Genomic DNA, 12,866 nt, shown 5'->3' on the forward strand with positions numbered 1-12,866 from the left:
AAGGAATCGTCATGGAAGCCGCCGCTCTCAACGCCGCCCCCGTCTCCCGCTTCGCCCGCTTCTGGCAAGTCCTGCGTCGTGAAGCCAAGCGCGCCATCGCGCTGCACGTGGAAAGCTGCGGCATGATGGCCGAGCTGTATCGCCGCTCGGGCCGCTAAGCCCGCTTGCTTTTTTGCGTCGCACCATTCTCATTGTGTGACGCATACATCCCGAATCAGGTCTCAGTCCACTGCCGCATCAGGTTGTGATACACGCCGATCAGGGTGCGGCGCGCGGTGGCATCCGCGTCGGTCTGGTTGAGCGTCTGGATCGCGTTGTCCAGGTCGAACAGCATGACGCGCTGCGCGTCATGCACGAAGCGGTTCGACACAAGGCGGTGGCCTATCTGTCGGTGGTCTTCTTTCTGATGCAGATCGGCTACGGGCTCTATCTGCAAACGATCATGATGCTGCTCCAGACCCGCTTTCACTACGGCAGCGCGCAGTTGGGGCTGTTCAGCGGGGCGATCGGCGTGTGCTTCGTGTTTGGGCTGCTGTGCGTCGTGCGCCTGATGCTGCGGGTGTGGAGCGTCATCGATATCGCCAAGACCGGCCTGCTGGTGGCCGGCATCGCCCAGATCCTGTCGAGCGTGCTGCCCGTACGAAGGCGTGCTCTGGGCGCTGGCAGCGCTGGTCGGCTGCTTTGACATGGTGGCCTACACCACGATGTACACCGCCTTCTCCGATGCCGTGACCGAAGACCGCCAAGGCTGGGCGCTTGGCGTCGCGGGCTCCGTCATGGCGGTGGCGTGGGTTGTCACGGGCTTCCTGACCAACCTGCTGCCGGCGCTTGGAGAGACTGGGTTGCTGTTGGTCGGCGGGATTGGCTTCCTGCTCAGCTTCGTGATGATGCGAGCGTATGGCTGCAAGCGCCGCATGGCCTCCAACAATGCAGGCGCAAACTCACGGGCACCCGGCGTAACGAGCTGAGCGTACCTATTTCTGCGTACCGCCCGCAGACGAGGAGAGCGCCGACGATGCGGGGATTTGTGCGCTGTCCGCACCTTCACGCGCCTCCTCTTTGTTCTGCGCCAGCGCCCGCGAATACACCGACGGCGCGCCCGCCGCATGCGCGGTCACATAGCCGGTGATGCACGCCAGCATGAGCGGCAGCACCACCTGATAGGACAGCGTCATCTCGAAGATCATCAGGATCGACATGAGCGGCGCGTGCGTGGTGGCTGCCAGCAGCGCGCCCATACCGACCACCGCATAGCTGATGGGAACCGGCGCCGCACCCGGCAACAACGCGTGCATGCCGGTGCCGTACAGGAGCCCCAGCGCCGCTCCGCAGAACAGCGTGGGCGTAAACACCCCGCCTACCGCGCCCGAACCCGCGCTGGCCGCCGTGGCCACCACCTTGCAGATCAGCACCAGTGCCACGGTCTGCCACAGCCACGGCTGATGCAGAAAGCTGTTCACCACGCTATAGCCGTTGCCCCAGACCTCCGGCAGCTGCGTCGACAACCCGCCCACGATCAAACCACCCAGCGCCAACCGCAACGTCAACGGCAGCTTGGTACGGGCAAAGGCATCGCGTGCGCGGTCAATCAACCCGAGCAGCAGCGGCCCCGCCATGCCCGCCGCCAGGCCAAGCCCGAGGTACGTCAGGACTTCCCAGCCGGACACAAAATCGAAGTGCGGCATCTCGTAGACTGCCCCGTACCCGAAGAACTGGCGCAGCACGATGTCCGCAGTCACGGCCGACACCAACAGCGGCCCAAGCGTGGCCGTGGTGATGACGCCAAAGACGATCTCGCTCACGAACACGGCGCCCGAGATGGGCGCGTTGTAAGCGGAGGTGATACCCGCCGCTGCGCCACAGGCAACCAGCAGGCGCAGTTGCTCAACCGACACCGGCGTCACATGCCGCAGCACGCGGCCCAGCAACGAGCCGCACATCGCTGCCAGTTGCACCATCGGCCCTTCCCGCCCGATGGATGCGCCGCTGGCCACTGAGCACAGCGACGACGCACTGCGTACCAAGCTCTGCCGCGCACTCAGCACACCGTCGCCCACGGCGATGGCTTCCATATAGTCTTCCGAGCCCTTGCGCGGAATCCACTTCAACCCGACCTGCAGCGTGAGCCCGGCCAGCACACCGCCGATGGCCGGGACCAAGAGGCGTGCCCACCACGGCAGCGCGCGCGCCGTGGCCACCAGCCCCTGGTCGGTGCCGGAGAGCCACCACTGCAGTTGACGCAGGCATTCGCGAAACAGGATCGTCGACAACGCGCCCGCGCAGCCGATCACGGCTGCATAGACAAACACCAGATGCTCACTGCCGAACGGCAACCGCGCAGCCACGCGCTGCCACCACGCAGGGCGCGGGGACGGGGTGGGCGGTGGTGTCGGTGTATCCGGTGGTTGGGTCATGACAGCCCCGTGAACGGCAGACCGTCATGATAGCGGGCGCGCTGCGCGGGGCTTACGTCGATGCGCTCACGGCCCCGTCAACAAACCACGCTTCGGGCAAGCCCGCCACGCGCCGGTTCGGGCCCCATGTGATGACGTGCACATCGACGAGGCTCTCCAGCACGAACGGATCACGTGCCACGATGGCATCGATCTCCTCGCGCGAGGCGGCGCGCGCCAGAATGCCGCCGCCCTCTCGCGGGAAGAACGGCCCGGACATCAAGAAGTGCCCGCTCGCGTAGTGCGAATCGAGGTGCTGGCGATGAGCCGGCAGCACGCGGTCCATCTCGGACAGCGGTGCGCGATAGGTGAAAAGAATCAGGTACAGCATGGGGACGGCTCCTTCCAAACGATGTGTGAAGTGGGGTGAAACCACGTGATGCGAGGCACCGCGACGCTGCAAACGCCTCGCAGAAATGGGTACGCTCACGGCCGCAACAGCAACGCGCCCGAGGTTTGGCCGGCCTCCAAGGCCGCATGCGCGGTCGCCGCTTCTTCCAGCGCGTAGGTGCCGCCCACAGGCACACGCACACCTTCGAGCATGCGTTGCAGCGCCGCCTGTGCGCCGGCGCGGTAGCACGACAGATCGGCCATGTAGCGGAACACGCCGGGCCGCGCCAGCGCAATGGAACGTGACGGGCCCAACGCCGACAGGTCGATGACGTTCGTTTGCGCATTGCCGACATCGCTTGCCTGACCGATGCTCGCCACCATGCCGAACGGCCGCGTCACCGCGATGGACGCCTGCAGCATCGCTCCGCCAACGCCATCGATGACGTAGTCCACGCCTTTCCCACCGGTGAGCTGCAGCACGGCTTCACGCACGTCTTGCTGGCGGTACAGAACAACGTGGTCTGCGCCGTGGCCGAGCGCGGTAGCCGCCTTGGCCTCGCTGCCGACCGATCCAATCACGCGCGCGCCCTGGCGCTTGGCCCACTGCACCAGCAGCAGACCCAGACCGCCGGCTGCCGCATGCACGAGCACCGTGTCACCCGCCTGTACCTGGCGTACCCGTGTCAGCAGCATGTGTGCGGTGATCCCACGCAGCAGCGTGGCCGCAACGGTCTCGTCATCCAGGGCATCCGGCAAGGCAATCGCCCGATCGGCAGGGATGTTGCGATGGCTTGCATACCCGCCAGGCGCGCCGTCCATCAGCCCTGCCCAGGCCACACGCTGGCCGACCACAAAACCGCGCACGTCCGTACCCAGTGCTTCCACCACCCCGACGCCTTCCACACCGAGCACCGCCGGAAACGCCGGCACCGGGTACAGCCCGGCACGGTGATACACGTCGACAAAGTTCACACCGATGGCGGTATGGCGCACCGTGAGCGCATTGGGGGCAGGTGGCGGCAACATCAGGCTGGCTGGCTGTAAACCCAGTGCTGATGCGGGTTCACGGAGTTGGATCACCTTGGCGTGCATGGCAAATGTCCTCGCAGAAATGGGTACGCTTTTCAGTTTTGTGACCGTGGGTATTGCTGCCGTCACGTTGTGAAACAAGCGTATTCCGTTCAGAATCGCCCGGGAATTCATAAAAACTGACCATCTTCTGTGCAAAAAAGCCCAGATCGGCCCAAGCGTGTACTGGCAAGTGCCGTGGTGGCCGAACCTTCCTCTTCCTTGCAGTGGGATGACGTGCGCTACTTCCTTGTGCTGGCACGCGAGGGCAGCCTGTCGGCCGCAGCGCGGCGGTTGGCGGTGGAGCACACCACGGTGGCGCGACGTGCCGATGCACTGGAGCAATCGCTGGGCGTGCGGTTGTTCGACCGCCTGCCGCGCGGCTGGCGCCTGACCACCGAAGGCACCGCACTGGCTGAGCGCGCTGAGCGCATGGAGCAAGAGGCCGCCGGCTTCGCCCGCGCAGCGGCCGGTGCAGGCAGCCTGCGCGGGACGGTACGCATCTCAGCGCCGCCCACCATCGCGAGCCACTTCATCGCACCGCACCTGGCCGCGCTGCACCGCCAGTGGCCAGGCATCAGCCTGGTCCTCCTGGGCGAGACGCGCAACGCCAACCTGATGGCGCACGAGGCTGATCTCGCCATCCGGCTGTCTCGCCCAACCGCGTCCACGCTGGCCACACGGCCGCTGGGCGATCTCGGCTACGGCCTATACGCAACGCCGGAAGTCCTCGCGCAACCCGAAGCGGAATGGGAGTTCATCGGCTACGACGAGCGCCTGCGCCACGTGCCACAGCAGCGTTGGCTGGACGCGTACGCGGGCGAGCGCCGCGTGGTTCTGCGCTGTAGCGATCTGGCGGCAATCCACCAGGCAGCGCTGGCCGGACTGGGTGTGGCAGCGCTTCCGCACTTCCTGGGCGCGCCCGCAGAAATGGGTACGCTTTTGCGCCGACTGCCAGTCGATGACCCCGCACTACACCGGGAAATCTGGCTGGCGATCCATCCAGACGTGCGGCGCTCCCCGCGCGTGCGGGCCGTGGCCGATGCGCTGATCGCGTTATTCGACGCACAACGGCACGTTTTGGCGGGGCATTGAACGTACGCAGAAACGGGTACGCTTTTTCTGGGGCGTACGCAGAAATGGGTACGCTTTGGGAAAAAACCGGCGCCAGGAGGTGGCGCCGGTTGCGTGCAACGCGCTCAGCCGCCCAGGTAGGCTTCGAGCACGCGTGGATTGCCCAGCAGGTTTTTGCCGCTGTCAGCCAGCACGATCTGGCCCGTCTCCAGCACATAGCCGTGCTGCGCGATCTTCAGCGCCTGCCGCACGTTCTGTTCGACCAGGAAGATCGTTAGCCCTTCGGCGTTGATCATGCGCAGGATGCGGAAGATCTCCTGCACGATGATCGGCGCCAGCCCCATCGACGGCTCATCGAGCAGCAGCACGCGCGGCCGGGCCATTAGCGCGCGGCCGATGGCGAGCATCTGCTGCTCGCCGCCCGACAGATTGCCGGCCAGGCCGTCGATGCGCTCTTTCAGGCGCGGAAACAAGTGGAACACACGCTCCAGGTCGGAGCCGATCTGGCCCCTGTCCTTGCGCGTATAGGCGCCCAGCTCTAGGTTCTCGCGCACCGTCATGGTGGTGAGCGTGGCGCGGCCCTCTGCCACCTGCACGAGGCCGCGCTGTACGCGCTTGTGGGGCGACCACTGCGAGACGTCTTCGCCCTCGAACAGGATCTGGCCGCGTACCTCGCCCTGCGACTTCGGGATCAGCCCCGACAGTGCCAGCAGCGTGGTTGACTTGCCCGCGCCATTGGCGCCCACCAGCGAGGTGATCTCGCCGGTCTTGAGCGCAAAGTCGATGCCCTTGACGGCCGCGATGTGCCCGTACGACACGTCCAGCCCTTTGACTTCCAGCAGCGTGGTCATGCCGTGGCCTCTTCAGCTTCGTCATCATCGCGGCCCAGATAAGCCTCGATGACTTGCGGGTTGTTGCGGATCGCGTCGGGCGGCCCTTCGGCGATGATGCGGCCGAAGTTCAGCACAGCAATGCGTTCGCACAGGCCCATCACAAAACGCATGTCGTGCTCGATCATGAAGATCGTGTAGCCGCGCGCCTTGATGTTCTCGATCTCGGCCATCAGGTCAACCTTCTCGCCGGTGTTCATGCCGGCGACGGGCTCGTCGAGCAGCAACAGCTTGGGCTCGGTGGCCAGCGCGCGCGCGAGTTCGAGCTTGCGCTGGTCGCCGTACGAGAGGTTGTCGGCAATGTCGTGCGCCTTGTGGTCGAGCTTGACCCACGAGAGCAGCTCCAGCGCACGGTCGCGCGCGCGGCGCTCGGCGGCGCGGTACTTGGGCAGCGACAGCAGCAGGCCCGGTGCACCGTAGTCCAGGTGCCGGTGCATGCCGACCACGACGTTCTCCAGCAGCGTCATCTCCTTGAAGATGCGGATGTTCTGGAACGTGCGGGCGATGCCCATCTGCGTAATCTGGTGCGGCTTCTTGCCGACGAGGTTTTCCCCGTTGAACGTGAGCGAACCACCGGTGGGCGCGAGCAGCCCGGTGATCAGGTTGAACACCGTCGTCTTGCCCGCGCCGTTCGGGCCGATCAAACCGAAGATCGAACCCTGCGGCACTTCGATATTGACGTCCTGCAAAACCGACAAGCCGCCAAAGCTTTTGGAAATCGATGCGAGTTTCAGCATGGCGGCCTCAGCGCGATTCATTGGAGGCAGCCGCGCCCGGCATGGTGCCGCCGCGCTTGATGCCGAACCAGCGCGCGAAACGCGCCGGGTCCCAGATGCCCTTGGGCAGGAACAGCACGATCACCATCAGGATCACGCCGTTGACGACCAGGCGGAAATCCTTGAACGCGCGCAGCAGTTCCGGCAGCAGCGAGAGGATCAGGCTGCCGAGCACCGGGCCGGTCAGGCCATTGGTGCCGCCCAGAATCGTCATCGTGAGGATTTCCACGCCGCGGTCGAAGCCGAATTCGTTCGGGCCGATGAAGAAGGTCAGGTGCGCGTTGAGCGCGCCCGCCAACCCCGCGATGGCGGCACCCAGCGTGAACGCCAGCAGCTTGGTGCCCGCCACGTTGATGCCCATCAGGCCAGCGGCCGTCTCATCTTCCTTGATGGCCTCGAACGCGCGGCCCACCTTCGAGCGGCGCATGCGTGCCAGCACGAACAGCGTAAGCAACACGGCCAGCGCCACGTGCCACCACTGCGTGAGTTGCGGAATACCGTTCAAGCCCAGCGCGCCGCCGGTCCAGTCTTCGGTGTTCAGGATCAGCACGCGCACCACTTCGCCAAAGCCCAGCGTCGCCATGGCGAGGTACACGCCGGACAGGCGCAGCGTCGGCCGCCCGATGACCACGGCCACTACGGCCGGCGCCACCATGCCGCCCAGCAGCGCCACCGAAAACGGCATCTCGGCATTCATCGTCAGCAACGATGCCGTGTATGCGCCGATGCCCATGAACGCCGCATTCGCCATCGCCAGCAAGCCGCACGACAGCGTGAGATAGATGGACAGCGCCAGCAACGCATTGATGCCCAGCGTGAGCACCAGGTTGCTGTAGACCGACCAGAAATTGTCGAACCATTCCATGTCGTCGGTCTCCTTATGCCTTGCGTTCCAGCACCTTGCCGAACAGCCCTTGCGGCCGCACCAGCAGGATCAGGAACAGCAGACCGAACGCCACCGCATCGCGCATGGTCGAGCCGATGTAGGCCACCGACAGCACCTCGGCAAAACCAAGGAACAGCCCGCCCAGCATCGCGCCGCGAATATCGCCCAGGCCGCCCAGAATGATGACCGCGATGCCCTTGTGCAGCATCGGCTGGCCCATCAGCGGGAACACGGCGTTGGAGTAGAGGCCGATCAGCACGCCGGACAACCCACCGAGCGCCGCCGCGGCAAACGAGGTCAGCAGGAACAGCCCTTCCACGTTGATGCCCAGCAGCGCCGCCGCCTTGGGCGACTCGGCAATCGCGCGCAGCGCGCGGCCGAGCTGCGTGCGCTTGAGCAGCAGCATGAGCGCCGCCATCAGCACGAACGACAGCACGATGATGCCCAGCTCCAGCGGCGTGAGGTGAATACCGCCTAGGTCCAGCGAGGCATCCGACACGAGCCCGGCCGGGAAGCGCATGTTCTCCGCGCCGAACGCGCCCTGCATGGCGTTGTTGATGGCGATGCCCGCACCGATGGTGCCGATCATCGGGATCAGGTGAGGCGCGTTGCGGCGGCGCAGGGGGCGCAGCAACAGCACATCGATGATGAGCCCGGCCACGCCGCTGACGACAAAGCCGACAGCCAGTGCTGCCCACAACGGCAGTTCGAAATGGAGAACCACTTGCAGCGCCGCATAGGCACCCAGCATGAAGACCGCGCCGTGCGACAGGTTGATCACGCCCAGGATGCCGAAAACCAGCGTGAATCCCAGGGCGAACAACGCATACACGCAGCCGAGCGACAGCGCATTGACGAGTTGCTGTTCCAGCATGATGAATCAGAGTGAAGTGCGGCCGAATGTCACCAAAGCGGCCACAAAAAAGCGATGGGGCGTAGGTTTAGCTACGCCCCGCGTTTCGGTCTCTACGAGAACCGACGATTACTTCTCGATCGTGTACTTGCCCGACTTGGTCACGCTCACGATCGGCGTCTGCACAGCGTCATAGCCGGCCGGCTTGCCGCGTGCCGTCACCTGGCGGAACGCAAACGCACCGGTTGCACCCGTGTGCTTGACCGCCGGCAGCGCATCGCGGATAGCCTTGCGATCGCCTTCCAGGTTGCCGCTGAACTTGACCGTCTTCAGTGCTGCAGCCGCGATGTACATCGCGTCATACGCCTGCGCTGCAAACTGGTCCGGCGCAGCCTTGTACTTGGACGTGTAGGCGGTGATGAACTTGCTGTTCTCGGCCGTGTGGTTCTCGATCGACCACGGGCTGCCCACCCACAGGTTGTCAGACTTGTCCTTGGCCAGGTCGAAGATCTTGACCGAGTTCATGCCGTTGCCGCCGATGATCGGCACGTTCAGGCCGAGCTGGCGCGCCTGCACCATGATCGGACCGCCCTCGGCAATCAGTGCCGACAGCACGATCGCATCCGGATTCGTCGCCTTGATCTTGGTGAGCTGCGCCTTGAAGTCCACGTCGCCCTTGGCGAAGGTTTCGGTGGTCGTCACCGGAATCTTCAGGTCTTCGAGCGCCTTCTTGAAGTTGTCGTAGCCGCTCTTGGTGAAGACGTCGTCGTTGCCGTACAGCACAGCTACCTTCTTCACGCCGGCCTTCTTCACCACGGTCTGGATGGTGGCCGGCAGCACGTCGGCTTCGGTCACAGAGTTGCGGAAGACGTAGTCGCCGATGCTGGTGATGCCGTCTGCCGTGTTGGAGGTACCAAACGCCACCGTCTTGGCAGCCTGGGCGATCGGGTCAGCCGCCTGGGCCGAGTTGGACAGCGTGGGGCCGAACACCATCGCCACCTTGTCCTGGAAGATCAGCTTCTTGAAGACGTTGATGGCTTCTTCCTTCTTGCCCTGCTCGTCTTCGATCACCAGCGCGATCTTGCTGCCATTGACGCCACCGGCGGCATTGATCTCGTCAGCCGCCAGTTGGAAACCGTTGCGGATGGCCACGCCGTACTGGGCTGCACCGCCCGACAGCGCTTCGGCCACGCCGATCTTGATGTCCTGGGCCGCGAACGACGTGCCCGTTGCGATTGCCGCCCCCGCAGCTGCCGCCGTCACCAGCAGCCGTTTGATCGTCTTTTGCATGCGAACCTGCTCCTTTTTGTCCGTCGCTTGTTGCCGAATGCGATTTTGGTCTTGAAGAGTGCGCTGGCCCAACACCGTCGCTCCCCCCGCATGCGCCCTGCATCGCGTCCGGCCGCGTGCCTGCCTCGGTTTCGCGCCACAAGACAACGTTGGCGAAACGGCGGAAGACTTGCCCGTGCGAGCGATGCCGGATCGGGCATGCGCGCATCGGGAGTGCGTCGGAGTGTGAAGCGAAGGCGCCATGGGTACAGCGCGCTTGTGCGACGCGCCGGGGTGGCCGGCGCGCGCAGTCAGTCGCGGGACTTTACCGGAAAGCGCACGACCGTGCGATAGGGGATTGTCCGCCGCCCGGCCTGGGGGGCGGATGTTGCGGCGCAATATTGCCTGCGCAACAGCACCAAATCGCCATCGAGCGTACCCATTTCTGCGTAAAGTGCGCACCGCAGTGCGGCACCGCGAAATCAGCCGGCAGAAAGCTCGTCGGCACTCACGAACAGGCCCTTGCCGCGCGATTTGGCTTCGTACAGCGCCTCATCGGCGGCCTCAAAGACCACGCTCTGCGCAAGCGTCCGGCTGTCGAAGCCGGCCAGGCCGATGCTGGTGCCGATCTGCACGGTGACCTCGCCCAGGCGAAACGGCTTGTTGCAAGCAGCGAGGACAGTGCGCGCAACCATCTTGGCGTCTTCCGGCTGCGAGAGCTGCTCCAGCACGACGGCAAACTCATCGCCACCAAAGCGCGCCACACCATCATATGGCCGCACGGCGCGCGCCAGGCGCTGTGCGAAGGCGCGCAGGAGCGCATCGCCCACGGAGTGACCGTGCGTGTCGTTGACAGCCTTGAAGCCGTCGAGATCGAGCAGCAGCAACGCGCCCACGGTATCGGTCACACGCGCCTGGTCCAGCGCGGCGAGCAGGCGCTCGTCAAAGCCGGCGCGGTTGAGCAGGCCAGTCAGGTGGTCGGTGGTGGTGAGCGCGCGCAAACGCAGCTCCTGCTTCTTGCGCTCGGTGATGTCGAGAGTGACTGCGTGCACGCCAGCCACGTGCCCCTGCGCATCGAACTGCGGCAGGTAGCTGATCTCTTCGCAGCGGTACAGGTCGCGGCCGCGGTACTCGCGTTCGAAGACGACGGTCTCGCCGGCCAGCGCACGCCGCAGGGCGTCACGCAGGATGCGGTAGCCATCCTCGCCCACCACGTCGCGTACGGTCTGCCCGAGCATGGCGGCGGCGGGCCGTCCATAGGCTTTCTCGTAGGCGGCGTTCAGGAAGCGATAGCGCTCATCCGTATCGACAAAGGACACCAGCGCGGGCAGCGCATCCGTCACCGTCTGCAGCGTTTCGCGACTGCGTTGCAGCTCTTCCTTGGCAGCCTTGTCCTGCGTGATGTCGCGCATGATGGACGAGAAGTGCTCCATCCTGCCGCCAGGATTGCGGTGCGCGATGATCATATGGTTGACCGGCACGACCTCGCCGGCCACGCCGCGCACGGTGGTCTCGCCAATCCACACGCCGTCGCGCGCTGCGGCGGGTACAGCCACCTCGCGCAGCCAGTCCATCGTCTCCGGCGGATAAAAATCGCCGACGGTCAGGGTGCGCACGTCAGCCTCCAGCGGGATACCGGCAAAACGCCGGCCGGCCGGATTGATATAGGTGACGTTGCCGAGCAAGTCGGTCTGCGCGACGAAGTCGGTGGTGGAATCGAGAATCTTGGCCAGCACGCGCGAGGCCTGCTCGGCGCGCGCGCGCACGGTGATGTCTTCCATCGCACCAACATGGCCGACCACCTTACCGTCCACACGTACGGGCGCGGTGTTGACCACCAGCAGGCGCTCGCCAACGCCCGGCACGATCACGCGCTGCTCGGCGCTGTAACCGATGCCGTGCGCGACGGCATCGTGCCAGCCAGCCAGCCTGGCCTCCCGGTCGTGCGGGTGCAGGCGGGCTAACCACACGTCGGCCAGCGCCTCTTCATGCGTCGCACCCAGCAGTTGGCGGTACGCCTCGTTGCCGTAGACCGTGCGGCCGGCAGCATCGGTACGGAACAGACCCATCGGCGATGCGTCGTTCACGGCTTCCAGCTCGGCGCGCTGGCGGACCACCTCCCCCATCAGCTTGTGGAACGCGGTGGACACCGCTTCAATTTCCACCGAGGCACTGGGCAACGCGAGCGGCTGCGCATCGCGCAAGTCGGTGCTGGAGAGCTGCGTCATGGCGGCATGCAGGCGGCCCAGCGGGCGCAGCAGCCACAGCATCGCCGCCCATACCGACATGCCGATCAACGCCGCCAGCAACACGAGTGACCAGCGAAAGTGCTGGCGCATGATGAAGAGTTGCCGATTGGCCTCGGCACCGGGCAACACGGCGCCCAGCGTCCAGCCGGTGGCGATGATGTCCTGCGTGGTGACGACGTCGCCGCCAACCCCAGGCAACACAGACGGATCACTGCGGAACGCCGCCGCAATGGCCGGATCGGCATCAAGCGGCGCGAGCGTCTTGTCCGCATCGGGGTGCACGATGTAGGCGGGGTGCTCCCCGCGCTCGATCAGGTACACGTGGCCGGTCTGGCCGACGCGCATGTCGCGCAGGTCACCCAGGAAGTTCGGCTTGAGCAGGTACAGCGACGCGCCGATCAGCCCGACAAGGCGGCCATCCTGGTCATGCACGGGCGCCGCCAGAATGATGATGGGCTCGCCGCCCACGCGGTTGCGCAGCGGCGCGGAGATGGTCGGCTGGTCGACCACCGTGACCTGCTTGAAGTAATCCCGATCGGTAATGTCGAGGCCGATCACGCCTTCACGGTACGGCGAGGTCGCGGTCACCTTGCCGTCAGCCGAGGCTAGGAACACACCGTCGAAGAGGCCGCTGGTGGGCAGGATGCTCTCGAAGAAATGGGTACGCTGCGCCGGCGTATCGAACCGCACCGTATGCATCTGCTGGGCGGTGCGTTCCAGCACGCCCAGGTAGGTGTCGAGCCGCTGCTTGAGATCGTCGGCGGATTCACGCACCAGCGCGGTCTGCTGCGCCTTGATCTGCGCCATCACCTCGCGGCGGATCGGCTCGCGCTGCGACCAGCCGAACAAGCTCACCGCCGTCACGCTGATGACGGTCGCCATGATGGCCGCCTGCGACTTCAGAGTGAGTTTCATCGAACAGGAACGATAGCCGGCCAGCAGTGATAGGAAGCGCTCACCATAGTGCTATGCCCGCGGGCCGCTGTCGAGTCGCCAGCGCGCCAGCGGCGCGCGC

Annotated in this window: 11 protein-coding genes and 2 pseudogenes; 3 read left to right on the forward strand and 10 right to left on the reverse strand. The window is 65.4% G+C overall.

The annotated features are described in order from the left end of the window. The first annotated feature begins 11 nt into the window (after positions 1-11). Positions 12-158 carry a hypothetical protein gene (locus tag ACS13N_RS21220; protein WP_438933580.1) on the forward strand — a complete coding sequence of 49 codons (147 nt, stop codon included), beginning with the start codon at positions 12-14 and terminating at the stop codon, positions 156-158. Between the two features lie 56 nt (positions 159-214). On the opposite strand, the pseudogene ACS13N_RS21225 reads toward ACS13N_RS21220, so the two are convergent. Next, positions 215-349: pseudogene (locus ACS13N_RS21225) on the reverse strand (PKHD-type hydroxylase); the annotation flags it as partial. Between ACS13N_RS21225 and ACS13N_RS21230 the strand changes: the two are divergent. After that, positions 341-968: pseudogene (locus tag ACS13N_RS21230) on the forward strand (MFS transporter); the annotation flags it as partial. The pseudogenes ACS13N_RS21225 and ACS13N_RS21230 sit on opposite strands and share 9 nt — an antisense overlap. A gap of 6 nt (positions 969-974) precedes the next feature. On the opposite strand, the gene ACS13N_RS21235 reads toward ACS13N_RS21230, so the two are convergent. The 3 genes from ACS13N_RS21235 to ACS13N_RS21245 all read right to left on the reverse strand — a co-directional run bounded on the left by ACS13N_RS21235 (position 975) and on the right by ACS13N_RS21245 (position 3,878). Then, positions 975-2,414, reverse strand: a complete 1,440-nt coding sequence (locus ACS13N_RS21235) for a ClcB-like voltage-gated chloride channel protein (RefSeq protein ID WP_438933581.1) — start codon at positions 2,412-2,414, stop codon at positions 975-977. 52 nt (positions 2,415-2,466) lie between these two features. After that, complete coding sequence (locus ACS13N_RS21240) at positions 2,467-2,784, reverse strand: YciI family protein (RefSeq protein WP_438933582.1); 318 nt, start codon at positions 2,782-2,784, stop codon at positions 2,467-2,469. A 95-nt stretch (positions 2,785-2,879) separates the two neighbouring features. Then, positions 2,880-3,878, reverse strand: coding sequence for a zinc-binding dehydrogenase (locus ACS13N_RS21245; protein WP_438933583.1), 999 nt, complete (start codon positions 3,876-3,878; stop codon positions 2,880-2,882). A 198-nt stretch (positions 3,879-4,076) separates the two neighbouring features. On the opposite strand from ACS13N_RS21245, the gene ACS13N_RS21250 reads away from it, so the two are divergent. Next, a complete protein-coding gene (locus tag ACS13N_RS21250; RefSeq protein WP_438934463.1) occupies positions 4,077-4,949 on the forward strand; it encodes a LysR family transcriptional regulator in 873 nt (290 codons plus the stop codon). A gap of 104 nt (positions 4,950-5,053) precedes the next feature. On the opposite strand, the gene ACS13N_RS21255 is transcribed toward ACS13N_RS21250, so the two are convergent. From ACS13N_RS21255 to ACS13N_RS21280, 6 genes are all read right to left on the reverse strand, one after another. Further along, entirely contained in the window at positions 5,054-5,779 is a 726-nt protein-coding gene (locus ACS13N_RS21255; protein ID WP_438933584.1) for an ABC transporter ATP-binding protein, read from the reverse strand. Beyond that, positions 5,776-6,555, reverse strand: coding sequence for an ABC transporter ATP-binding protein (locus tag ACS13N_RS21260; protein ID WP_438933585.1), 780 nt, complete (start codon positions 6,553-6,555; stop codon positions 5,776-5,778). Before ACS13N_RS21260 ends, ACS13N_RS21255 begins: the two co-directional genes overlap by 4 nt. Before the next feature lie 7 nt (positions 6,556-6,562). Beyond that, positions 6,563-7,459 carry a branched-chain amino acid ABC transporter permease gene (locus tag ACS13N_RS21265; RefSeq protein ID WP_438933586.1) on the reverse strand — a complete coding sequence of 299 codons (897 nt, stop codon included), beginning with the start codon at positions 7,457-7,459 and terminating at the stop codon, positions 6,563-6,565. A gap of 13 nt (positions 7,460-7,472) precedes the next feature. Next, positions 7,473-8,354, reverse strand: a complete 882-nt coding sequence (locus ACS13N_RS21270; protein ID WP_438933587.1) for a branched-chain amino acid ABC transporter permease — start codon at positions 8,352-8,354, stop codon at positions 7,473-7,475. Positions 8,355-8,462: 108 nt separating this feature from the next. After that, positions 8,463-9,623 (reverse strand): ABC transporter substrate-binding protein, encoded by a 1,161-nt coding sequence (locus ACS13N_RS21275; protein WP_438933588.1) that lies wholly within the window; start codon positions 9,621-9,623, stop codon positions 8,463-8,465. Between the two features lie 461 nt (positions 9,624-10,084). Then, positions 10,085-12,766 carry a diguanylate cyclase domain-containing protein gene (locus ACS13N_RS21280; RefSeq protein WP_438933589.1) on the reverse strand — a complete coding sequence of 894 codons (2,682 nt, stop codon included), beginning with the start codon at positions 12,764-12,766 and terminating at the stop codon, positions 10,085-10,087. Positions 12,767-12,866: the final 100 nt, after the last annotated feature.

The organism is Ralstonia sp. 24A2 (genome assembly GCF_051783885.1).
In the GTDB taxonomy this organism is placed as follows: Bacteria; Pseudomonadota; Gammaproteobacteria; order Burkholderiales; family Burkholderiaceae; genus Ralstonia.